This window comes from Mucilaginibacter sp. P1_D10 (assembly GCF_056406215.1).
In genome coordinates, this window is sequence record NZ_JBFUAP010000013.1 from 68,892 (window position 1) to 92,193 (window position 23,302).

General features: G+C 47.1%; 17 protein-coding genes. 7 read left to right on the plus strand and 10 right to left on the minus strand.

What is annotated here, in order from left to right:
* Positions 1 to 39: 39 nt before the first annotated feature.
* From AC1DYT_RS20035 to AC1DYT_RS20065, 7 genes are all read right to left on the minus strand, one after another.
* Entirely contained in the window at positions 40 to 1,602 is a 1,563-nt protein-coding gene (locus tag AC1DYT_RS20035) for a glycoside hydrolase family 31 protein (RefSeq protein WP_477471300.1), read from the minus strand.
* Positions 1,603 to 1,665: 63 nt separating this feature from the next.
* Positions 1,666 to 3,213 (minus strand): DUF4832 domain-containing protein, encoded by a 1,548-nt coding sequence (locus tag AC1DYT_RS20040; protein ID WP_477471301.1) that lies wholly within the window; start codon positions 3,211 to 3,213, stop codon positions 1,666 to 1,668.
* A 13-nt stretch (positions 3,214 to 3,226) separates the two neighbouring features.
* Positions 3,227 to 4,351, minus strand: a complete 1,125-nt coding sequence (locus AC1DYT_RS20045; protein WP_477471302.1) for an acyltransferase family protein — start codon at positions 4,349 to 4,351, stop codon at positions 3,227 to 3,229.
* A 41-nt stretch (positions 4,352 to 4,392) separates the two neighbouring features.
* Positions 4,393 to 5,256 (minus strand): PKD domain-containing protein, encoded by an 864-nt coding sequence (locus tag AC1DYT_RS20050; RefSeq protein ID WP_477471303.1) that lies wholly within the window; start codon positions 5,254 to 5,256, stop codon positions 4,393 to 4,395.
* A gap of 35 nt (positions 5,257 to 5,291) precedes the next feature.
* Positions 5,292 to 6,809, minus strand: a complete 1,518-nt coding sequence (locus tag AC1DYT_RS20055; RefSeq protein ID WP_477471304.1) for a RagB/SusD family nutrient uptake outer membrane protein — start codon at positions 6,807 to 6,809, stop codon at positions 5,292 to 5,294.
* 24 nt (positions 6,810 to 6,833) lie between these two features.
* Positions 6,834 to 9,842: a SusC/RagA family TonB-linked outer membrane protein gene (locus AC1DYT_RS20060; RefSeq protein ID WP_477471305.1), complete on the minus strand. Its 3,009-nt coding sequence runs from the start codon at positions 9,840 to 9,842 to the stop codon at positions 6,834 to 6,836.
* A gap of 265 nt (positions 9,843 to 10,107) precedes the next feature.
* On the minus strand, positions 10,108 to 11,136 hold the full coding sequence (locus tag AC1DYT_RS20065; protein ID WP_477471306.1) for a LacI family DNA-binding transcriptional regulator: 1,029 nt from the start codon (positions 11,134 to 11,136) through the stop codon (positions 10,108 to 10,110).
* A gap of 777 nt (positions 11,137 to 11,913) precedes the next feature.
* Between AC1DYT_RS20065 and AC1DYT_RS20070 the strand changes: the two genes are divergently transcribed.
* The 7 genes from AC1DYT_RS20070 to AC1DYT_RS20100 all read left to right on the plus strand — a co-directional run bounded on the left by AC1DYT_RS20070 (position 11,914) and on the right by AC1DYT_RS20100 (position 19,909).
* On the plus strand, positions 11,914 to 12,282 hold the full coding sequence (locus AC1DYT_RS20070) for a VOC family protein (protein WP_477471307.1): 369 nt from the start codon (positions 11,914 to 11,916) through the stop codon (positions 12,280 to 12,282).
* An 11-nt stretch (positions 12,283 to 12,293) separates the two neighbouring features.
* On the plus strand, positions 12,294 to 13,157 hold the full coding sequence (locus AC1DYT_RS20075) for a helix-turn-helix domain-containing protein (RefSeq protein ID WP_477471308.1): 864 nt from the start codon (positions 12,294 to 12,296) through the stop codon (positions 13,155 to 13,157).
* 177 nt (positions 13,158 to 13,334) lie between these two features.
* Positions 13,335 to 16,514 (plus strand): SusC/RagA family TonB-linked outer membrane protein, encoded by a 3,180-nt coding sequence (locus AC1DYT_RS20080; RefSeq protein ID WP_477471309.1) that lies wholly within the window; start codon positions 13,335 to 13,337, stop codon positions 16,512 to 16,514.
* Positions 16,515 to 16,527: 13 nt separating this feature from the next.
* On the plus strand, positions 16,528 to 17,997 hold the full coding sequence (locus AC1DYT_RS20085; RefSeq protein WP_477471310.1) for a SusD/RagB family nutrient-binding outer membrane lipoprotein: 1,470 nt from the start codon (positions 16,528 to 16,530) through the stop codon (positions 17,995 to 17,997).
* A 17-nt stretch (positions 17,998 to 18,014) separates the two neighbouring features.
* Positions 18,015 to 18,677 carry a DUF5011 domain-containing protein gene (locus AC1DYT_RS20090; RefSeq protein WP_477471311.1) on the plus strand — a complete coding sequence of 221 codons (663 nt, stop codon included), beginning with the start codon at positions 18,015 to 18,017 and terminating at the stop codon, positions 18,675 to 18,677.
* Positions 18,678 to 18,687: 10 nt separating this feature from the next.
* Entirely contained in the window at positions 18,688 to 19,215 is a 528-nt protein-coding gene (locus AC1DYT_RS20095) for a lipid-binding protein (RefSeq protein ID WP_477471312.1), read from the plus strand.
* A 349-nt stretch (positions 19,216 to 19,564) separates the two neighbouring features.
* A complete protein-coding gene (locus AC1DYT_RS20100; RefSeq protein WP_477471313.1) occupies positions 19,565 to 19,909 on the plus strand; it encodes an RNA-binding protein in 345 nt (114 codons plus the stop codon).
* Between the two features lie 120 nt (positions 19,910 to 20,029).
* Here the strand turns inward: AC1DYT_RS20100 and AC1DYT_RS20105 are convergent, their stop codons facing one another.
* The 3 genes from AC1DYT_RS20105 to AC1DYT_RS20115 all read right to left on the minus strand — a co-directional run bounded on the left by AC1DYT_RS20105 (position 20,030) and on the right by AC1DYT_RS20115 (position 23,244).
* Positions 20,030 to 21,889: a DUF4209 domain-containing protein gene (locus AC1DYT_RS20105; protein ID WP_477471314.1), complete on the minus strand. Its 1,860-nt coding sequence runs from the start codon at positions 21,887 to 21,889 to the stop codon at positions 20,030 to 20,032.
* Positions 21,886 to 22,581, minus strand: coding sequence for a hypothetical protein (locus tag AC1DYT_RS20110; protein ID WP_477471315.1), 696 nt, complete (start codon positions 22,579 to 22,581; stop codon positions 21,886 to 21,888). The genes AC1DYT_RS20105 and AC1DYT_RS20110 overlap by 4 nt, the downstream gene beginning before the upstream one ends.
* Before the next feature lie 348 nt (positions 22,582 to 22,929).
* Positions 22,930 to 23,244, minus strand: coding sequence for a hypothetical protein (locus tag AC1DYT_RS20115; RefSeq protein WP_477471316.1), 315 nt, complete (start codon positions 23,242 to 23,244; stop codon positions 22,930 to 22,932).
* Positions 23,245 to 23,302 lie beyond the last annotated feature (58 nt).

A 23,302-nucleotide genomic window follows, 5' to 3' on the forward strand; every position in this document is an offset into this window, starting at 1 on the left:
TGTTTCTATAATGATATCCGGATAGCCTAAGCCTGCCGGTTATTTTTTGTTTATTAATTGGTAAACAGGCAGGCGCTCGAGGCCAACCTGTTGCGTTAATGTTAACGGACCTTTAAATATAGTTCCCTTATCGTCTTTCCACATGCCTTTGGGCAGCTTAATTATTTTTTGCCCGTCTTTAGACAGCGCCGGGGCAACCAGGTACTTGCTGCCGAGCATAAACTGCCCTTTCACATCAACAAAACCCTGACCGGGGAACTCATATTCCATGCTGCGCACGATGGGTGCACCCGTAGTGGCTGCCTGTTTGGCCAGCTGCAATATGTAGGGCACGTACTTTTGCCTCAGTGCTACGGCTTGCTTTACGATATCGAGGTTCTGTTTGCTCAATACCCGCCATGGCGCAACCGAGAATTGCATCATCGGCATCAGGGCAGAGCATTGGGCCGAGCGCACGATGAGCTCTTCATCCAACTTGCCACCATCGCGGAAGGAACCGAACTCGCCGCCGCCAATCATATCGGGGCAGGTGAACTGATAGCCCAGCAAGCCGGCGGTGGTTATGTGCGGGATGAGCTTCTGCAAATCTACCCAGGTGTGCTGTTTGTCGCGCAGGCGTTCTACCAGCGGCTCGCCGCCCATCTTCCACATGGCGCGGTACTCGTTCAGCGGGAAAGAGAGGCCAATCTCGCCCCATAGCCTGCTTTGCTCGTTCGGCGATGCGGGCGCAAAGGATAAGGCATCGGGCGGGTAGAAATCGGCATCGCCGGCATCCAGCTTAAAACCATCTAAATGATAAGTTTGCTGCATATAAGCCAATCTGCCGGTAAACCATTGGCGGGCTTCGGGATTGGTAAAATCGAGCACCGCGCTATAGCCGTTCCACCAGGGAATGATGGCGGGGTTAACGGCCTTATCGCGGGTGATGGCTGCGTTGCCGCCGTTGCTCATCAGCAATAGTTTTTTGTCCAGCAATTCCCTGAAAACTTCGGTATCCGGGGATACGAAAGGGCTTATCCAAAGCATAACCTTAAAGCCCAGGCTGTGCAGGGTATCTACCATAGCGGTGGCGTTGCTAAAGCGGTCCTTCCTGAAATCGAAGCGGCCATAATAATCGGCCCAGTTGTCGTCAATCATCAACACGCCGGGCGGGAAACCGTTATCTACTATGGCCCGCGCATATTTCAATACATCGGCCTGGTTTTGGTTGTAGGTAAGCTCTATCCAGGTGTTGTACTGCGGGCGGGTGAACAGTAATGTATCGGGCAATGTCCCTTTGGCTGGGAAAAACCGTTGGGCGGCACGGGCCGCAGCACCGCGAAGGTTGATTGCCGTTGAATAGATAACCAGCGCGGCTTTGGCATCGCTTATTACCAACTTACCTGCGCTGAAGCTGAACTTGAATGGCTCCTCGCTCCATATAAAACGGCCTTTGGTAGATACCAGCAAGGGTGCGGCCTGGTTGCCGCGGGTATCGCCAAACATATTCAGGCTATAACCATCTTTAAAGGGCATCAGGTGGGCATCGTTCACCGCACCGCCAAACCATTTTTCGCCATCTTTTATCAGGATGGTGGTTTGGGCATGAAGTTGTACGGCCACAAGGCAACACGCCAATATCAGGAAGAATCGCTTTCTTAAAACACTTATCATCTCAGGGCGCTATCAGTTAACTTTTACGGTGTGGTTCAGCTTGTTGTAGCCGGTTGCAGCCTCCCAAACATCGGTATTTGCCAGACGGATGCTGTACTCGGGGCGGGCGGCGATGCTGCTATAAGCATCGGGCAGGCTTAGCAACATTTCGTAATCGCCTGCGGCCATATCGGCAGGTATTTCTATGCTTTCGATAATCTTGTTGTCGCCACTGTACCATTTGCGCACATCGGAAGCGAGGTCAAACGATTTGATATCGCCGGTTGCCTTATTACGCAACAGCAATTTAGCTGTACGCTTGTTATACGGCGACGCGTAGCCTTTGTTGGTGATATTCAGCGTTAGCTCCATTTTGGTACCGTGTACCACGTTATCGGGCAGCACAGCGCTTTTCAGCACAAAGCGGTAGCCCAGGTTGCGTTTTACGTTGTCCATACAGCCGCCGTCCTGCCAATCGTTGGTAACCTCGGTATTGTAGTGTGCATTGATGAAGCTGTAGTGCAGTGCGGCTAATTCGGCCTGTACCTGGCCGCCGGGTTCGCAATCGTTGGTTGGGCTGTACCCGTCTGAACAGGTTTCGCCGCCTACGGCCACAAATTTGCTATCGGCTTTAAAGTAATCTTTCAATGTTTTCAACACCCCGCCATCAGAATTGCGCGGACTGGAGCTGTTGCCGTAATCTTCGTAAGTGCCAAAATCGTTACTGCTGGCCAAAAGGCAATCGTTGTGATAGGCCAGGCGTGCAATATCCGATTGGTTGAAGGCCTGGCTCTCGGTAAGCGCCGGGGAAGTAATCAACGCGTTTACGCCGAAGATGAAGCGCTGCTTTATCTGCGGGTAGCGCACCTGCAACATCCTATCGGCGGGCACGGCATCCAGCATGGCTTTTATTACCTCTATCCTATCGCGCCAGTTGGCATCTAAAAGCTTGCCCTGCGTTGCGTTGGACGAAGCATCGCCAAAGAAATCTGAATAGTATTGCTCGCCCCAAACGCCAATGAAACCCAATTGCACTGCGGCAATAACATCCGCATTGGCCTGCAAGACAGGTTTCAGTTGCGCAATGTGGTTAAGGATAATGGTTTTTGGCGCATCGCCGTAAAGCGGACAAATAAAGCCTTCTGCGCAGCCGCCGGGTTTGGCCGTAGTGGTATAAACAAAGCGCGGGATAAGCTTTACGCCTGCCGCACGGGCAATGGCAAAATCCTTGGCCAGATTATCCAGGAACGATGCGGCGATGGGTTTACTCAGCACATCATCCAGCACGTAGTAGCGGAACACCAGCGTGCTCAACACTTTATAATTAGCCGTTTCGATAGATTCCAGCGAGCGGTAGCCCTTCAATTCATCCACGTTCAACAGCGTATAACTGCTGGAATGCGTTTCAGAATAGCGGTAGAAGCCGCGCTCGGGGTTGGGGAAATCCTCGGTGCTTTCGGCATAAGTAACGTTTATCTTCTCCACCTTTACCAGGCCGGGGTCGGTATCTTTGCACGATGGCGCCAGCAACGTTGCCATTGCAATCAAAGCCATACCATATCGTGTGAGTTGTTTTATCATTATCTGAATATTTTTAAAGTTTGAAAAAAATGCCACGTTTATATAGCCAGTAACACAGGCCCCACTCGGCCAGCAATGTAGCCAAAGCAGATACCACCGCCGCTATGCCCGCAGGCAGGCCGAAGAACAGACTAAGCATTTGCCCGCTGAATATGCTCACCGCATGGTTAACCCACTGCACACCCACCGTTTCGAAAAACAGGTAGATGAAGATGGCGTTCATGCCCATTACGGTGGCTACCCAGGCGTAGCGTTTGTATTGTTTCACATCTACCAGCCAGTAGGTTGCGGCCAGCATCAGCAGCACCCAACCGCCCGAAGCAAATGCGAACGAGCTGGTACTGATGCGTTTGATGATAGGCGTTATGCCCGCCAAATCCAACCCGAAGCCGATGGCGAGGCAAAGCAGCCCCGCGATAACCAGTGCTTTTATCTTGTAAGCCGGCGTTTGGACCGATATCAGCAGCTTTCCCGCCAGTACACCCCAAATGGTATGCGCCGCCGTAGGTATGCAGTTGATGGCCACCCAACCATCGGTGTTTATCTTGCCCATCAGCAAGGTATCCATATACGAGCCGAAGTTGTGCCCCTCCACGAAGGGCTGGTCAAAGCCAGGCATCAATATGGTGCGATAAAGCACCTCGGTAAGGACTAACAACGCCACCGAAAAACCAGCCTGGAACGCAAAAGAACGGTTGATAATAAGGTAGGCCAGCAGCGTGGTGAATGCTAGCTGCGTAAGCACGTTCCAAAGCTCCCACACCGGGCGGCCGGCATAAACGCAATGCAATGCCACGCCGCAGATGAACAGGCGCAGGCAGCGCAGCAACATATGCTTTAAATTACTGCCCGCGCTGATACCCTTTTGCGCCTTGCGGCTATAAGAGATATACATAGCGGCACCTGCCATAAACATAAACGCAGGTTGTACCAGATCCCAAAAACGCAGGCCATGCCATGGGTGATGGAAAAACTGGTCGATAAGGCCTGTGGCAGGCTGCGCGGGGTTTACGTGCTTTATCGCTTCGTAAACCGCGCAGCTTTCGCCGCAGAGCAGTATCATGATGCAGCCGCGCATCACATCAAGGGATGCAAGGCGGCCGTTCGCCGCTTTATCAGCAATTGCGTTGGTGGTCATTCTTTGGGTGCCGGGTGTATATCTCTTTTTTGCCTGCTTGCTTATTCGCTCATATCCAGAAAGTAGCTGTCGCCACCTTCGTCAGGCGCATCGCCAAGCACTACGCTCCAGTCGTTTTTAATAGCCTGTAAAGCGATACGCAAGCCCGAGCCGGTGAGGCCTTTCAGCTTGCCACGCGCAATGCGCACCTCAAACTTCACCGAGCCACCCTCGTCTTTTACCGTGCCCACAGTATAGGCTTCGGCTATCGACTGCTGATCGAACGAAAACGCGGTTTGCGCACCGGTATGGTAAAATATATCAACGCCCGAGGTAAGCAATTGGCCTTCGAGCAGTATATCGTAGCCGCCGCCGGTGAATGTGCCGGTAAGCAGACCCGTACCGGCATCGTTGTCAGAATCCATGTAGATGTCGAAGATGTTGGCATCGGCTTTTTGACCAGCCATTTCGCCGTACAGGTAAATATAGTTGCCATCGTAATCGAACTTCACATTCTGGAAGATGCCTTTTTTGCTACCCAGCGGCACAACGAACTTGGTTACCGTGGCCCAATCGGCCAGGGTGCCGTCATCAATCTTCACCGGCGATGTTTTGGCAATACGCAGCACGGTAGACGATTCTGCCGTTTTGCCGTTTACCGATGCGGTGAGCGTAGGCACGTATTTGCCTTTGCCAGGGTAAGTGTGGGTTGGGCTGGCATCTGTAGAGGTGGTGCCGTCGCCAAAATCCCATTTATAATTGCTTACGCCGGTGGTGGTTACTTTAAAGGTGGCCGTGCTGCCATCAACCGTTACGTCGTAAGCCAGGTCGGTTTGCGGTACGTAATTATCCTTTTTACAGGAGCTTATGAATGTACCTGCCAGGGCGAGGCACATCAGGCATAAATGCGTTTTGATACTTTTCATTTCAGTATATATTTTTTGATTCCTGTTATCGTAATTTATGGATTTTGCGTGGCTTTAGGGTTGCTCAATATCTCATCTACCGGCAGGTAATAAATTATCCTGGCGTTGGTGTAAGGCACGGTAAGGTTGGCATAGCCCGTTGGCTTTTTGCTCAGGTCGATATCGGTTTCTTTTAAGCCGGCAATATGGTAGCCCCAATAAGTTTTATCGAGCGAGCGTTTGTTGCGGTACACATCGTAAGTACGCTGGCCTTCAAAAGCCATCTCAATACGTTTCTCGTCCAGTACCACATCCAGCGCGGTTTTACCGCCGGGCAATACTTTGTTGTACAATGCACCTTCCAGGCCGCGGTTCTTGCGTATCATGTCCACATCGTCCAATGCTGCTGCGGTAGCGCCGGTTTTGGCTTCAGATTCTGCCTTGATGAGGTACATTTCGGCCAGCCTGAACATAATAGGCGAGCTCAAGTTGGGCCTGCCATCCTGGAAGGAGAACTTGGTGATGTAGTACATTTCTACGCCGTTCTTTTTCTGAACCACGCCACCGGCATCTTTTGAAGGCGATATGTACGACCAGCGCACATCCTCGGGGTGGGCCGACATTAAATCGCGCAGCGAAGAGGAAACATATTCCTCTCCCCAGCCAGAGTTACCGTCTGAGTAAATCATGGATGCGATAGAGCCGAATTTGCCGTAGTCATCTGTCTGCGTAAAGGCTACGCAGAAGATTACCTCCGGACTGGTTTTAGCATTGGCAAACAGGCTTGGGTAAGTAGTTTTCGTAGCCAACTGGAACTTGCCCGAGTTGATTACTTTATTGGCGTACTCCAAAGCTTTGGCGTTATCTTCCTTGTAGATGTTTACGCGGGCAAGCAATGCCCATGCAGCTTCCTGCGATGCGTATTGAACGCCGCGTGGCTGGGTCATCAGTCCGGCGGCTTTCTCGGCATCGGCAGTAACCGCATCGTAAACTTCTTTTACGGTAGAGCGTGCCTTTTGCGATTCGTCGGTTAAGTTGGTACGCAGTATTACGCCGGGGGCGGTAGGGTCTACACTATAGGGTTTACCGAATAGCCTTACCAGGTTAAAGTGGCAAAACGCGCGCAAAAAGTAGCATTCACCAAGCAACTGGTTGGTTGCCGCATCTGTTTTGCCCGATTTTTCTACCGCATCTATCACGGTATTTACGCCGGTGATGATTTTGTACGATACGTACCAGAAGTAGCGCGTATTGCCCTGCGCAGGCGAATGGCCCAGCGTAAAGCTGTAGTACAATGGGTCGGTAGTTACCTGGCCGCAAACGATATCGTCACTCGCAAAATCGCTCAGGTGGTAAAACTGGCGCAAGTACATGTTATTCTGGTCAACCGTACCGTTGAATTCGATATGGTCTTTAAGCAGGGCGTAAGCGCCGTTAAGGGCATTGGTGAGCCCATCGGTAGTGGTTACCAGGGTGCCGGTGCTTATGGCATCGCTGGGGGCAACCTCTAATTTCTTACAGCTGGTTGCCGCTATGAGGGCTATGGTGATCAGCGTGGTTATCTTTGTTTTCATATTGTTACGTGCTAAGCAGTCTGTTTAAAAGTTAAAGTTAACGGTGAACAGATACTGGCGGTTGTTAGGATACTTGAAATCTGACACGCCCGGGGTAGCAAAGCTGCCCGGCTGTATGGTGGTTTGCGGATCCTGCCCCAAAAAGTTGGAGAAAGTAGCCACGTTATCGGCCGTAAGGCCAACGGTTATGCCATCCATATTGATGCTTTTAGCCCAAGTCTTTGGCAGCGTGTAGTTCAAAGCAATGTTCCTGATGGTAAAATAGCTGCCGTTTTTAAGGTAACGGGTAGATGTTTCGGTAGAGTTGGCCGAATTTTGCGGACTCGGTTCGATGGCTTGGGTATCGCCCGGGCCGCTCCAAATCTTGGAACCAGCGGGCAGTTTTATCTGGTTGTAGTATGGTTCGTGGCCATCGTTCATCATAAAACGCAGGTTGTTGCTGAACACTTTGTTGCCGTAATTGAAGTAAGTGCTTACGCGCAGGCCAAAGTTTTTGTAGCGCCAGCTGTTGTTGAACCCTCCCTGGAATTTTGGCAGGGCCGAGCCTACTTCCTGCGTAGTGGCTTGCGAATAATCAGATGTTTTTTCGCTGGCCACGGCTTTGCCTTCGGCATTGTATATCAGTTTTTCCCAAACCGGCGCGCCTGTCTGCGCATCTACGCCCAACCATTTAGGCATATAAAACTCATACAGGTTGCCGCCGTTGCGGTATATCTGCGATATGCTCCACGAGCCGGTTTTCACGATATTAGCCGGCAGGCCGTAAAGCTTGTTGCTGTTGAAGTTGATAGTAAAATCGGTGTTCCACTCAAAATCTTTAGTCTGGATATTGGCAGAGCTGATGCCTACCTCGATACCCTTGTTGATCACGTTACCCGCATTCTCCCACTTGGTTTCGAAGCCAACCGATAGCGGCTGCGATACCTGCAGCAACAGGTTCTTGGTATTGTTGCGGTACACATCTACCGTAAGGTTAACGCGTTTAAACAGGCCTATATCGGCACCTACGTTTATCTGGTGCTTGCTCTCCCAGGTAAGGGTTGGGCTGGCCAGTTGGTAAGGTACGGCGCCAACCAGCGAGTTGTACTGCGTGGTAAGTGAGTATAGCCCCAGGTAGCGCGAAGAGCCGATATCCTGCGTACCGGTTACACCATAGCTGGCCCTTAATTTAAGGTTGCTGATGATGCTGTTATCGGCCAGGAAATCTTCCTTGCTGGCCAGCCATGCGGCTGATACCGATGGGAACGAACCATACTGTTTGCTTGGCGCAAAGGCCGATGAACCATCGTACCTGAACGAAGCCGACAGGAAGTACTTATCCTTATAACCATAGTTAAGCTGCGACAGCAGTGATTGCAGGTATGCTTTGTTGTTGGAGCCGTTTACCAGTTGGTTATTGGATACTACGTTGAGCACCCTCAGGCCCTCCGGCAGGCCCTTGCCCGATGCGCCCGAGTATTCGGTTTGCCCGCCCTCGAAAGCTGCGCCGGCGAAGCCGCTGATGGCATGGTCGCCCAGGCGGAAATCGAACTTAAGCAACTGGTTAGATACGATGCCGTAGTTAAGCGTGTTCGATTCGTCGATATAGCCTGTGCCGTGGTAAGTACCCGCAGCCACCGGCGATACGAAGTTTACGCCTTTGTTGAAACCTGCCGCCACCCTGTTGGTGCTGGCGAAGGTAAGCCAGTTGGTAATGCGGTAATTGATGCCGAGGTCGTAGTTAACGTCGAAACCTTTATAGCTGTGTTCGGAGTTCTGTACGGTATTGATAGGGTTTATCTTATCGCGCGACCACCATTTGAACGTTGAGTTGCCGTCTACATAAATAGGGTTGCCGGCGGCATCGTAAGGGTTATCCCAGGGCAGGTTAAGGAACGAGTAATACACATCCATATAATCGTAGCTTTTGCCCATAGCGCCACTGAGGTTGATATTGTTGGTGATATCCAACTTTTTCGAGAAATGGTAGGTAGAATTCGCGCGCAGGTTGATGCGCTGGAAATCGGTATTCAAGAAAGTACCTTTCTCTTTATAGTATGACGCACCTACATAATAGTCGTTCTTTTCGGTACGGCCCGAGGCGGATAGGTAGAAATTATATATCGGTGCCGACTTAAACGATTCGCCCGCCCAGTCGTAGTCCTGGTTGCGCAGCGATTGCGGCCTTTCCGAGTAGAACTTAATAAGGTCTATCTTATAAGAGTTGTCGGTAGCGCCCACGATGTAGTCGCGGTAAAATTCTTTTTGGTAATCGTAAAGCTCGTTACTGTTCATCAAATCCAGCTTGCCGAAATCGGCCGTGCGGAAACCGGTTGATACCTTGGCTTCGAACTTCGTCTCGCCCTGTTTAGCCTTTTTGGTAGTTACGATGATAACGCCCGCATTAGCTTGCGAACCGTAAAGCGCGGTAGAAGCTGCATCCTTCAATACGGTGATGCTTTCCACATCGTTAGGGTCGTAGTTCCCCCCTATGATGCCATCTACCACAAACAGCGGGCTTTGGTTGGCGTTTACCGATGATACGCCGCGCAGCCTAATCTCGGGCGCAGAGCCCGGCGCGCCGGAGCTGTTCACCACCTGCAAACCGGCAACCTTGCCCTGCAGCATGGTGCCTATGTTGTTTGCGGTAACATCTTTTAGCTTATTGGCCGATACCACGGTAACGGCACTGGTAAGCTCGTCCCGCTTTTTGCTGCTGTAACCTACTACAACAACATCGTTAAGTACCTGCACGTCTTCGTCAAGCGTAATGGCAACGTTGGTTTGCCCTGCGGTAACATTTACCTGTTTGGGCAGATAGCCCACAAAGCTAACCAGCAAGGTTGATGAGCCGTTTGGCACACCTATCGTAAACTCACCGTTTACGTTGGTAACGGTGCCGCTGCCCCCGCCTTTAACAGACACGTTTACGCCTGGCATGGGCAATCCATCCCGCGAGGCCGTAACCCGGCCGGTAACTTTCTGGCCCTGGGCAAAGCTGCCCAGGGTGCCCAAAAAGATACAACAACAAATGAGTAATAGTTTTCTGATCATATCTCGTGAGTTTGTTTAAATAATTAATACAGTGATTGGTATTTGTAAAGTTGGGGTAAAAAAACTGTTAACGTATGGGTGCCTCCCGTGGGCCGGGGGCCTGCGCATGGGCGCAACCGTTTGCGCAGGTTTACGCAAACGTTTGTGTAATTTTCACGCAACCGTTTGCGTAAAATGCATGCGCCTGTCCAAAACACCAACAATTATTGCGTAAAAGCGTCTCGACGGCAATATTAACCTGCAAAAAGAGGGATTGGGCAACGATTTATTTGGCAGAATGATACAGCACCATCTCCGAATCGATGATGTGTTGCAGCAAAGGGAGCTCGGCTGCGCCGGGGATTGCAGCGTTGTTGATGAGCTTGAAAAGGAACTCTGCCGCCATCGTCGACTGGCGGTAAGCAAACTGTTCTATGGAGGCCAGCGGCAGGCTGTCCATGTATTCCCAGATTGGGAGGTTGGCAAAACTCACGAAACTGATATCGCTGTTTACCGCAAGGCCGGCGGCTTTAACGGCGGCAATACAATCCAGCAAAACGTAATCATTGAATACGATAACCGCCGTGGGCGATTCGTCCAGCGCGATGAGTTTATGGATAGCCTTCAGGTTGCCTGCTTTAGATAAGTCGGTAGATACGATGATATCCTGCTCAAGCACCAGCTGGTTTTCTTTGAGGCAACTGGCGTATATCTGCAATCGCTGCCGGGTTGCGGCGAGCTTGGCAGGGCCGTTGATAAGCCCGATGCGCTTGTGCCCCATGCTAACCAACTTACTGATAGCCTGCAACATACCCGAATGCAGATTGCATGCCACGTAATTGATATCGCGTTTATTGGGCACGCGATCAAAAAAAACTACGGGGATATTGTACTTTTTGAGGTTGTCGAAATGATCGTAAGTGGAGGTTTCTTTGGTTAGCGAAACCAGGATGCCATCTACCCTATGGTCTTTCATGTTCTCCACTATCCGCTTCTCGCGCTCGAAATTCTCCAGCGACTGCCCGATGATTACGTTATAGTTATTAGCCTCAGCAGCATCCTCCACCCCGGTAAGCGCGGCGGAAAAGAACGGTTCCGACAGACTGGGCAATACCACTCCTATAGAATACGTTTTGCGTTCTTTGAAGTAAATGGCGGAGCGATTTACCTCGTAACCAATCTCTTTGGCCACCTTTTGCACCCGCATGGTGGTCACCAGGCCGATGCTGGGATGATCGCGCAGTGCCCGCGATACCGTAGATACCGATACATTAAGCCGCTTTGCGATTTCTTTTATGGTAGGTAATTTGTTCATTGGTTTTAGCCGCGGCCTGCTCTCTCGATTGCTCTAAGATAGCATTACTTGCCAAACGGCGCAAAAATTTTGGTGGGAAGGCGAGCGCGGGCGGGCACGTTTGTCCAACTTTATTTTATAGAAAATCGGGGGTAAATCTGTAAAATGATACCGGCCCGGATGGGGTAAACGCGAAGATAATCGCCCGGGCACTTGCCACAAACTCCGTAAAAAACCTTAAAAAATCTGCGTTTTTCGGTGCTTTTCTGCGTTTTTCATTGGTGTCGGATATTTTTTAGGTAAACTGAAAAAAACGCCTTTTATGCATAAAAATGGCTTGTATAAGCTAAACGCCTGCAAAAGGATTTCCAGTTTTTTCCAATAATTGAACATATTTCGGCTGTGATTTTCCAGGAAATTCCAGCCTGATTCAGAGGGTGATAAAGAGTCTCCATGCTATGCGCTTTTTCTCAGCATCAGCGGTAATACGTCCTCCTCTTACCGTCTCTGCGGCACCCTGCCTGCGCGCTAAGCTACCATGCTAAATGTGCTGTAAAATATTGGATACAATCAATTATTAAGCAATAATTAACACAATTCTGCTTTTAATGGATTGGAAAGTTATTAATCTTTGCACCCCGAAATTAATTTAACTGAAAATAAATTTACTGATCCTAAACTAATTGATGCATAACCCATTGTAAATATCTGTGTTACGCCGATTTTGAATTTGAATTTTAAAGCCCAAGGGATATAGTCCCCTACGGCTAGCCCCCTTTTCAATTTAATGATCAAAGAATGGAACTAAAATACGTTACGCTTTATGCAGACAGCATGAGCAGCGAAATAGACTTTTGTACAAATAAACTTGGCTTCCGGATTTTAAAACGGACAAAGACGTTGAGCCAGCGGGACTGTGTTATACTTACCCGGGACAACGCAGGTCCCGAACTTATTGTGATAGAAGGCGATGGCCATAGCATCGCTGGCAGCACCGTTGTACTCAATACGCAGGATTTTTTAAAGGACCATTTCGAGTTAAAAAACATCGGCATACAGTTCCTGAGCGAACCTGAATACACGGTGGCAGGAATTGCCGCAGCCTTTAATGACCCATCGGGTAACCGCTGGGTATTGATAGAAGAACGCGATTACAGTGCTAACTAAAAACGGTGGATATGGATTACTTAAAGGTACTTAGAAACAACAATAAGATAGCGCACAAAACATTTTACATTGGTACCGACAAGCAGTTAGCAGCTGACCTTACCATGCGCTGTGTATTTACCGGTAACGAAAAATGCAGTATTGGCCACCGCAGCCTGCTTTTGGACAGCGATTCGATGCTGGTGCTGAATAAGGGAACGCAATACGCAAGCTGCTCCGGTTCTGAAATACCGGCGAGATCGTTCGCTATCAGTTTCGACGAAAAATTTGTTGCTGATTTTAACAGAAGCGTACGGCTAAATTCCAGGCAGTTGCTGGATGTGCAGCAAAACAACGGCACGCTGCCCGAATTAGGTGAAACACTTTATCCCTTTAATGGCGATCTGAAGCTCACGGTTTTGCATTTGAAAAACCACCTGGACGAAGGGCTGGATAATGAGTTGCTGATTAACGAATATTTACATCATTGCTTAATTACCTACCACAGTTTGTACAACCGGCAGATCTATCAAAAGGCGGAGCAACTGCACATTCTGAACCGCAGCACCCGTATAGAAATGATCCGTCGCCTTAACCTGGCCCGCGAATACCTGTATAGTAATTTTGACCGCCCCATCCATTTAGAGCAACTTGCCGATAATTCCTGCTTATCGGTTAATCATTTACTACGCACTTTTAAGCAGGCATTTGGCCAAACCCCTCACCAATACCTTACCGATATACGGCTTCATAAAGCGCGGCTGATGCTTAAACAAACCGAATGCCCCGTTAATGAGATCGTAAATACCGTTGGATTTGAAAACCCGAGTTCGTTTATCCGCCTGTTTAAAAAGAAGATGAATACTACGCCAATGGCGTACCGGCAATCTGCCTGATATCGAAGCAACCGCAATTTCTACATAACAGCATTGTTACCGTTCCGCGCCTTGCGAGACGGTGCAAATGGTGATTTCGGCACATTGCCGGCATTTGGCAAAGTCTATAATTGCCAATTCATGGCTGATGCCAATAACTGGCACCTGCTTTCACATTTATCATAAAACATTAATTAGATGAAAAAACTTCTACTCGGATGTTTGTGTTTATTGTTTTATACAACACAAATATTTGCACAAAGCCGCACCGTTACCGGTACGGTCACCGCCAGGGAGGACGGCACAACCATACCGGCTGTGTCTGTTTCCGTTAAAGGAACAACCATCGGTACCCAAACCGGTGTTGATGGTAAGTACACCATTAAAGCCGCGGATGGCGACGTACTTCTGTTTTCCTTTTTAGGTTACGATACCCAATCCGTTGTGGTAAAGGGCAACGTTATTAACGTGGTACTTACTTTAAACAGCAAACAGCTGGGCGAAGTGGTAGTAACCGGTTTAGGTATTAACAAAGCGAAAAAAACGCTGGGTTACGCACAAACAACCGTAAAGAGCGACGAAATTAACCGCTCGGCAGCTATAAACCCTTTAGGCGGTTTACAGGCTAAAATTGCCGGTGTTAACATTTCCAATGTTTCCGGTAGTTCGGGCGGCTCTACCAAGGTTATCCTGCGCGGCTACACTTCTATCGGCGGTAACAACCAACCATTATATATTATTGATGGTGTGCCCCTGAGCAATGCGCGTAGCGGCTCGAGCGATAACTTCGACTTTGGTAACGGCGCAAACGATATCGACCCTAACCTGATCGATAATATCAGCTTCCTGAAAGGATCGGCAGCGAGCGCTATCTACGGTTCGCGCGGATCTAACGGTGTGGTTATCATCACTACTAAAAAAGGAAAATCGGGCAAGCCGGTGATAGACTTTTCTACCGGTACCACCCTTACCGATGTGGCTTTTGTTTACAAGCCGCAGGAAACTTTTGGCCAGGGCTGGGATGCTCATTTTGTATTGGGCGAAAACGGCAACTGGGGCCCTAAGTACGATGGGCAGCTACGCCCATGGGGAGCTATTGTTGATAATACGCAACTGTTAAAGCCTTTTTCTTTTATAGATGGCAACGTAAGGAATTCTTTTGATACCGGCGTAGAACTTAACAACAACCTAACCGTTAGCGGTGGTACAGATGCTTCTACCTACCTTATTTCTTACAACAACATCTACAGCAATGGCATTTTGCCGGGCGATGCAGATATCTACAAAAGGAACAACTTCTCGTTAAGGGGAACAACTACCTACAAAAACTTCTCGGCCGATGCATCGTTAAACTACGTTGCCAAAAACGGCAACTTTGTGGCCACAGGCCAGGGCCCAACCGGTGTAGGTACAACTTTTTACGAAAACGTTTTACAAATACCGGGCGATATCCCCATTAAAGATCTGCGCGATTACAAGAACATGTATTTCAACGTAGATAACTATTACACCCCGTATGCAGAAAACCCGTATTACAACTTAAACGAGAACGGAAGCAAATCTAAAAGCGATCGCGTGTACGGCAACGTGAACTTAAATTACAAGTTTACGCCATGGTTTACTTTACAGTTACAGCAAAGCGCTGATGTAAATAATTCATCGGCACGTATTTGGTATAATACCAATACACCTACGCCGGGCAGCTGGGTTGGCGGCGCAAACACAGAGGGGCAATCGAGAAAACCTGATGTTGGCAGCGTAGAGGAAGACAACTTCCAGACCTATGAATACGACACTAAATTACAGGGTATCTTCGTAAAGAGATTCAACTCAAAATTTGATTTTAACGGACTTATAGGTGCCAACTACAACGACCGTGGTGCACGTACCTTAAGTACTTCTATTGAAGGTTTGGCTATTCCGGGCTTCTTCCAGCTCTCAAACAGTGTAAATAAGCCAACCAGCGCAGAGGCCGAGAGCCACCGTCGTTTAGTGGGTTTTTACGCGCAGGGTACCGTGGGTTACAGCGATTACCTGTACTTAACCTTAACCGGCCGTAATGATATTACATCTACACTGGCTACGGGTAACAACAGCTACTTTTACCCGGCAGCAAATATTTCTTATATCCTGTCCCAGGCACTTGATATCAAGAACTCGGCTGTAAGCTACATCAAATTAAGGGGTAGCTATGGCGAAACCGGTAGCGACACCGATCCCTACAACATCAACAACATTTTAACGGCTACCAACGTAGGTTTAGGCTTTGGTAACCTGGCGTTCCCTTTCCAGGGCGTACCGGGTTTCTCTATCAGCAATACGCTGCTCAACCCAAATTTACGCCCCGAGCGTGTTAAAGAGTTTGAACTGGGTGGCGAATTCAGGTTCCTGAACGACCGCCTTGGTTTAGATGTGACCGTTTATCAGCGTACCCGCCAGGACCAGATACTTGCTGTACCTATTGCACCGGGTACGGGCTATACTTCCGAACTGGTAAATTTTGGTTCGGTTCGTAACCGTGGTATCGAGATCGCATTTAACGCAAGCCCGGTAAAAACAACGGATATAAGCTGGGATCTTTCTTACACCTTCTCTAAAAACCGCAGCATTGTAACTAGCCTGCCAGATGGTTTGGATAAAGTTATCCTAAACTCAGATGGTTACGGTGGCCAGTTTGTTGCGGTTAAAGGCCAGCCTTTAGGTTTATTACAGGCGCCGGTTCCGCAATACGATCCGCAGGGGCACATTGTGGTAGATGGCCAGGGCTACCCTATTGCTGCTGCAGAAAACGGCACATACGGCAACTTCCAGCACGATTTTGTGATGGGCCTGAGCAACAGCATCCGCGTAAAGAACTTTTTATTAGGCTTTACATTTGAATGGGATAAAGGCGGCAAATTCTATTCGGGCACGGCCGATCTGCTGAACTTTGTTGGCGCCGATCCGAAAACTACCTACAATGATCGTAACCCTTTCATCGTACCTAACTCGGTACAGGCGGTTACTGATGGCAGCGGCAAGGTTACCTACGTAGAAAATACCACCCCAATAACAGAAGCCAATACCGATGATTATTACTACACCACCTCTAACAAAGCGCAGGCATGGTCAAGAGACATCCTCGACAGGAGTTTTATTAAACTGAGGGAGGTTACGTTAAACTATATGCTCCCTAAAACGCTGGCATCAAAAATAGGCGCATCAAAAGCTTCTATTGGTATATATGGCCGTAACCTGTTTACCTGGTTGCCTGCCGGTAACCACGTAGTGGATCCGGAAGTGTCTAACTACGGCACCGACCTTGCCAGTGAATACGGTGAATTCAGGACCGCGCCACCATTAAGGTACTATGGCGCTTCACTTAAGGTTACATTTTAAATAAAGCATCATCATGAAGATCAATCATATCAAATTAAAAACATTAGTCGCCATTACTGCCGCCTCGCTTACCTTCGGCTGTAGTAAGATCAATGATATCAATGTTAGCCCTAATAACCCATCTATAGATAAAGCCACCCCACAGGTATTGTTCCCTTCGGCAGTTTTATCAACAGCAGGCAATATTGGCGGCGAACTGGATATTATCGGCGGTATATGGTCGCAGTATTGGACACAGTCGCCGGCTGCCAACCAGTTTAAAACCATCGATTCGTATAACCTGCAACGCCAGGATTTTAACGGCACGTACAATGGCTTATTCAGTGGCGCACTGCCCGATTATCAGCTCGCTATCAGCAAAGCCAAAGATGCCGGTCAGTTTCCTTTTTACCTGATGGCAACGGTTATGAAGGCCTACACCTACGAGGTTTTGGTAGACTTGTACGACCAGGTGCCTTATACCGAAGCCTTCCAGGGAGCGGCGAATCTGCAGCCCAAATTCGACGACGGCTTTACCATTTATAAAGGCTTACTGGCCGAGATAGATGCAGCACTGGCTACCAAATACAACGTTACCCTGATTGCAAACGATGCCAAAGCCGATTTTTTATTTGGCGGCAATATGGATAACTGGCGCAAATTTGCCAATACGCTTAAACTGAAAATGTATTTGCGAATGGTTAACACCCATCCGCAGGATGCTGAAGCAGGCGTAAGGGCTTTATACGCAGCGCAGGCCGACTTTTTGGATACCAATGCCGGCGTAAATGTTTTTACCGATGCAACAGATCAACGTAACCCTATCTATGCTTACACCGTGTTTAACCTGGGTGCAAACGATCTGCGTGCCAGCAAAACCTTCACCAGCTGGTTAACCGCAAATGACGACCCGCGCGTTACCAATTATTTCGGCACCGCATCGCCAACCGCTATCGACCAGGGCTACTACAATGCACCGCAATCTGCCCAGCCGGGTTATTACAGTGCTACCGCGCCTAAATTTGCGGCAACAGATCCGGTTTACTTCCTTACCACTGCAGAATCATACTTTTTACAGGCGGAAGCGGCTGCACGCTACAATGTAGGCGGAAGCGCAGCATCGCTGTTCAACGCAGGCGTACAGGCAGCTTTTGCCCAGTATGGTTTAACCGCCCCAACCGGCGCTGCTTACACCTACCCCAACGGTACGCTGCAGGCCAACTTACGCGCTATCATTTACCAAAAATGGGCATCGTATCCAAATTCGCATACCATCGAAGGATTTTTTGACCAGGAGCGTACCGGTTACCCGGAACACAGCCCCGTTTATTCGTTAGATGCCGGTTACGTTGCCGGGCAATGGGTTTACTCTAAAAACGGTGTAACGGGTGGCAAGTTTCCAAAACGCCTGGTTTACCCGGATTCTGAAAGAAGCAGGAACGCAAACACCCCTGCCGAAGTGCCCATTACCACACCCGTATGGTGGGGATTACCAAACAATTAACATTAACTATCAAGATCATGAAAAAATATTTAAGTTATATGGTGATGATGCTGGCAGGGGTTTTACTCTTCTCTTGTCAAAAAGAATCATTTAATTACAAGGAGGGCTACGTTGGCGGCTCCAAGATCACTACTTATCCAACCATCACCCTTGCCGGAGACGATTATATGCTGGTTACTAAAGGCGGTACTTTTACCGATCCGGGCGCAACTGCCAAAGCAGGCGACGCCGATGTACCGGTAACCGCAACCACCGTAGATGTAAATACAGCTGGTGTTTATACCGTAACCTATACGGCAACAAATTCCGATGGTTTTTCAGCAACCGCAAGCAGGCACGTAATTGTTTATTCAACAGATGCAAGTGCACAGGGTAACGACTACTCGGGCAATTACGCCCGTAACACCAACGGCTCGGTAGCCGAGTGGACCAAACTGGCACCAGGCGTTTACTCGGTATTTAACCCGGGCGGCGCGCCGGGTACCGATCTTACGGTGATTGTTTTTAACCCAACCGGCAGCACCATATTTATTCCGCAGCAAAATGCAAGCGACGGTAGTTCTACCAGCTCTTCTTCAGAATCTACTGTTGCCGGTGCAGGCGGTACGCTTAGCAGCTATAAAATGGTCATCGTGAATCCTGGTTATGGTGCTTCGGTAAGAACGTTTAATAAAATTTAATGCAATTGAAATGAAAAAGAAAAATACGATATTTTGCCTGCTGGCTGCTGCGCTTGGCGTAGTAACCTTAAACTCCTGCCAAAAGGATGAAAAAATAGGCGGCACGGCGGTTCAAAACCTGTCCGGCGAATTTTGGGTAAAACTAGATGGCGGTGCCGACCCTACCGGTACGTTCGACGATAGCTACTACACCATATCTACCTACAACACTGCTTCAAACAAAGCCGACAGTATGTGGGTTGATGATGGTTTTACTTCGGCTACGGGGAAACCCTTCTGGCAAATAAAGGGTAAGGTAGCTGTGGATGTAAACAGCCGTACATTTTCGGGCACCAACATTGCCAACCAGGATTACGACAGTAAATTCACCATCTTAAACGGTAAAATTTTGCCAAAGGCGGCTACTGCACCGGGCACAAAAACCAAAACCGACTCTATTTACATGGAGATACAGTTTGATGACGACCCGGTACCAGGCACCGTACACAAAATAGGTGGCTATGCGCGCACCCGTTTTGATGCGGATGATCATTACTAAACGCAAACCCCCTCAATTAAAAATGCCGGCCCTAAAAAAGCCGGCATTTTTTGTACAGGTAGTTTTGGTGAATATGGCACATTAAGGCTGATATATTACCGCTAGGTTTGTTACTTAGTTATAATCGTTTGTCGAATTATAAGATCAGTTAATTGAATTGCAAAAGGCCATTCACGCGAGGTGAGTGGCCTTTTAATTTTGGCGATAGGATTGTGTTGCGGGTGGGATGTGATCAGGTTTTGTGGGGTATAAGGGCAACAAAGGCATAAAAAATAGCTTTTTGTCTGGTATATTGCTTCATACATTTGTATCTTAGTAATTATCTACTCAGACTAGTAATTTTGTGAGCATGTCGAACAAATCCTCCAACAGTCAATTATCTCTTTTTACGCAATCAATTGCGCCGCTCGACGCATCTAACTACCAAACGGTTGCAAAGCTTTATGAAGCTAAGGTAGCCAGTTTACGATCTGTGATAACACGGTTACGCGAGGAAGACTTGAAAAAAGGTTATGCTTTTTTAATTTTTGACGATACTTTGCCTGAAGACCAGGCTTATTATGAATATCCCGATGGCCGTATCTGTATCGAACAATTAGACAAGCGCAATATAGAAATCCCCCGTGTTTTGGTAAAAGCCCTCAACCGCAAGGAGTCGGATGCGGTGAGAAAGAAGTATGCCCTCGCAGGATAAACCCCAGTTGTTTATCATTACCGGAAGTAATGGGGCAGGGAAGTCGACGCTAAAACAGACCCTGCTTCCAAATGCATTTTCAGATCTGGATATTTATAAATCTTCCCCTATCAAAATTAATTATTGCTCCTTTAGAACCTGATATTTCGCTATACGAATAAGCGCCGCAATGAGTAAATGCATTTTATCAAGCGAATAATCGGTGACGTTATAAAGGCAGTGCGCTACATTGTTACGTAGGTTTATACCACCTTCGTTCGCGAAAAGAAATTTGAAAAACCGAACATCTTCCTTGTCAAAATACGCTTGCATACGTTCGTCATCCAAAACATTATGTAAGTAGGCTTCCTGAGTCCCCTTCTTACCGGCAACTGTCGTGGAAATATTTAAACGTTCTGCAAAATTTCGGAGCAACCCCTCAATTTTCAAAGTTAAACTATCGATTGAAAGCATAAAGCTTGGAGTATACCCTGCACCCCAAACCCAACATTGAACTTGTACAAAATATTCAACAATGGCGGGCGCCAGCATTGAAATCCAATTAAACGATATATTATCACCAGACAAATCTGTTTCGATGTAAGGCTCACCCAACCAAGTATGATTTTTTAAGAACCCTAAGAAGTTACGATAATTTAGCTGGCCCGATTTAATACCCGGAACAAAAACGTTGTGAAGATATTGCAAAGTGTAGTACTGAAGATATTTGCTGTAAGCCTCATGAAATTTTTTATCTTCAACTGAGTCGTCGTGATTGGTTCTGATATTTTTGTTATTGTCAAATTGAACCATAGTAAAGAATTCGAAAGTGAATTTAATCCCGTTGACCTTTTTGGAAATATTTGAAGCATTGGGGAAAAACCAGCCTTCGATCAAACTTGCATAAATTTCATCAGGAGTTCGTCGCAATAATTTTTTGCATTCGCTTTCGACATGCTTCCGCAATACCTCATATTGCTTAACTTCCTCTTCGCCCGCAGATATCTGAACTTTAGTAAGCTTGATTTCCGGTTTCAGTTCAAACAATGCTTGCTCGGCCTGTTTTCGTTTTTCCGTGTGACCTGCATTTCTGTAAGCTGCTATCGCTGAGCTGAGAGCTTTTGCTTTCAACCAATTACGTTCGGGCTTAGTTTCGCCGTCCGCGATGTATATATGCGTATCACCTAATCCCTCATGCCAGATTTTCACGTCAGTGCCCAGCCTTATAGCCAGCTTTATCGCATTCTCAAAATAACCATGTGTCCATAAAAATTTATCTTTTTTATTGGCCTGATTCGCTATTTCGGTTTCAAAAATCTGCAATGCGCCATTGAAGTCTGCTGGTTTAAATAAAGCTTTAGTCTCTAGCATGGTCCCCAATAGTGAGTCTTTGATGTAAAAAGGGATTATGGGTGTTTTATACAAGGTATCGGATATCAATACTTTAAGTTCATCTACCTTAAACTTAGTTTCCGCGCAAAGGGAAATCAGCCTATCAAGTAATTGACTTATTTGTAAAAGATTGTGGTCATCAGCATCAATGTCAAATTGTTGCAGATAAAGCGGAATTTGAAACATGTAGCCCTCAATAGCACGAGTTGCAAAACCCTTATTTTTCACGCCTTTAGGGCCACGCCAGATTAGGTGATGATAACGAGCCGATAAAACGGGATTGATAGCCTCGCTGCACCGGCTCTGCAAATATTCAAAAGCTTTCGACTGGAAATTATCCAACTCAGGAAACTCACTGAATATGCCTGGCTCGGCGCCGGAGGAAGTACTATAAACAAACGGTTCGACACCGTGAAAGCCGAATAGAAAAGCTTCCAACTCCCACTGAGCTAATTGCTTTTCCTCCGTATTTTCCGTTTGATTTCTATAGTCTACCAGTACATCAACTATTTGATGATTTCTCGTCAACAATAACGCTTCCTTTTCGAGGAGTCCATAAAGCTGCTCCATGACTTTTACTTCAGTAATATTAATCTTTCCCTTTTTCATATCAGCAGAGTATTAAAGCCTATCGAATCCTTTCCATCATTTATTATACATTGTTGGGATTTGCTCTCCTTTTCAAGTTTCCATTGATTTAAAAGTATTAGCACGAGATCGCTAACTTCATTCATTGCCGAAGCAAAATTCATTTTGAGTTCTAACGAAAATGAATCTGTTTTTGGGCCAACAGCTACTCTAATCGGTTTTGACTTATCAGTGCGAAGTTCCTTTGTCGCGAACAAATGCTGATCGCTTAAATGGATATGACCGGAAGTATTTTTGTAAGTTTCCAATACTCCATTGAACAACTTGTCGAGATTTATTGCTAAATAATTGTCTGTCAAAAGATTATTCTTAATATCCCTATACCTATTGATAGGTTTTCCTTCTATAAAATGGCTGAATAAATTATCCCTGCTTTTAACAAGAAAAAAAGCGTAGAATCGAAGTGCATTATCCAATTGTAATCTAATTAATGGAATTGCACACAAGTAATTTTCATCCTTAATTAACAGATGAAATCCATTGATTAATTGGATTGCTCTGTTAGCGATTGCTGTTGACAACAAATCCATCGTATACATATTTTGGTTATCCGCTTTAATTATCTCGCCACTTAGATCTACATATTTTTTTCCATACGTAGCCATTTCTTCAATCAGGCTATATAACTTTGATGCCATTTCGTCCATACTCATAATTTTAATTCTACAAAGGAAATTGTTTAATGCGCAACCTATCTGCGTAGTAGAAAAAAATTATTACATCAAGTATTAACTAAAAGTATTTTAAAAGACTTCAGTTTCAGAGAACGAGATGAGTTTTGCGCTCGTTGGTGTTGTCACTAACGACAAACTAGGGTCCTTCATTAACCGAATATTAACCTTGCATTTAAATACAAATTAACGGCATCCGGTTTGTTGGTCACAAGACCATCAAAGGCAGAATGTTTTCATGGTGGCTACTTTGCGTTTGGGCACATGCGTGCGCTAGCGGAGGTAAAGAAGGCATAGCAGCCATATCTGTAAATGATTACCTGACTTTTGTTAATTGCTGTAATTGGTTTTATTCCGTTTATAAATAGAAAAAATAATTAAGCCAATAGCGTTAACGTAACAAAAAAACATTAAAAGCACTAAACCAATACTTGCGTGCCCAAAATCAATATTCATCATTTCGCTATCCCTTAAATATTGGTGCAGTTTGTTTATCAGCTCAAAATAAAAATATATACCAATGAGGTAAGCCCACGCAGAGATTAGGGCCACAAGCATTTTACTGTTACCTAAAAGCTTGTAAACGCCAAAAGAAATCCCGGCAAAAACCAGGTAAATAAGCAATAGTGCAAGCGAATCGTCCATGGGGTTAAGTTAATTATAAACCGGATTATTCAGGGTTCTATTAGTATCGCCAATTGAA

What these genes read in the sequence shown, in the direction of transcription:
- AC1DYT_RS20065 (WP_477471306.1), bottom strand. Translation starts at nt 11,136, where the DNA reads ATGAACAAATTACCTACCATAAAAGAAATCGCAAAGCGGCTTAATGTA.
- AC1DYT_RS20095 (WP_477471312.1), top strand. Translation starts at nt 18,688, where the DNA reads ATGAAAAAGAAAAATACGATATTTTGCCTGCTGGCTGCTGCGCTTGGC.
- AC1DYT_RS20070 (WP_477471307.1), top strand. Translation starts at nt 11,914, where the DNA reads ATGGAACTAAAATACGTTACGCTTTATGCAGACAGCATGAGCAGCGAA.
- AC1DYT_RS20090 (WP_477471311.1), top strand. Translation starts at nt 18,015, where the DNA reads ATGAAAAAATATTTAAGTTATATGGTGATGATGCTGGCAGGGGTTTTA.
- AC1DYT_RS20040 (WP_477471301.1), bottom strand. Translation starts at nt 3,213, where the DNA reads ATGATAAAACAACTCACACGATATGGTATGGCTTTGATTGCAATGGCA.
- AC1DYT_RS20050 (WP_477471303.1), bottom strand. Translation starts at nt 5,256, where the DNA reads ATGAAAAGTATCAAAACGCATTTATGCCTGATGTGCCTCGCCCTGGCA.
- AC1DYT_RS20055 (WP_477471304.1), bottom strand. Translation starts at nt 6,809, where the DNA reads ATGAAAACAAAGATAACCACGCTGATCACCATAGCCCTCATAGCGGCA.
- AC1DYT_RS20085 (WP_477471310.1), top strand. Translation starts at nt 16,528, where the DNA reads ATGAAGATCAATCATATCAAATTAAAAACATTAGTCGCCATTACTGCC.
- AC1DYT_RS20100 (WP_477471313.1), top strand. Translation starts at nt 19,565, where the DNA reads ATGTCGAACAAATCCTCCAACAGTCAATTATCTCTTTTTACGCAATCA.
- AC1DYT_RS20045 (WP_477471302.1), bottom strand. Translation starts at nt 4,351, where the DNA reads ATGACCACCAACGCAATTGCTGATAAAGCGGCGAACGGCCGCCTTGCA.
- AC1DYT_RS20105 (WP_477471314.1), bottom strand. Translation starts at nt 21,889, where the DNA reads ATGAAAAAGGGAAAGATTAATATTACTGAAGTAAAAGTCATGGAGCAG.
- AC1DYT_RS20080 (WP_477471309.1), top strand. Translation starts at nt 13,335, where the DNA reads ATGAAAAAACTTCTACTCGGATGTTTGTGTTTATTGTTTTATACAACA.
- AC1DYT_RS20115 (WP_477471316.1), bottom strand. Translation starts at nt 23,244, where the DNA reads ATGGACGATTCGCTTGCACTATTGCTTATTTACCTGGTTTTTGCCGGG.
- AC1DYT_RS20110 (WP_477471315.1), bottom strand. Translation starts at nt 22,581, where the DNA reads ATGAGTATGGACGAAATGGCATCAAAGTTATATAGCCTGATTGAAGAA.
- AC1DYT_RS20075 (WP_477471308.1), top strand. Translation starts at nt 12,294, where the DNA reads ATGGATTACTTAAAGGTACTTAGAAACAACAATAAGATAGCGCACAAA.
- AC1DYT_RS20060 (WP_477471305.1), bottom strand. Translation starts at nt 9,842, where the DNA reads ATGATCAGAAAACTATTACTCATTTGTTGTTGTATCTTTTTGGGCACC.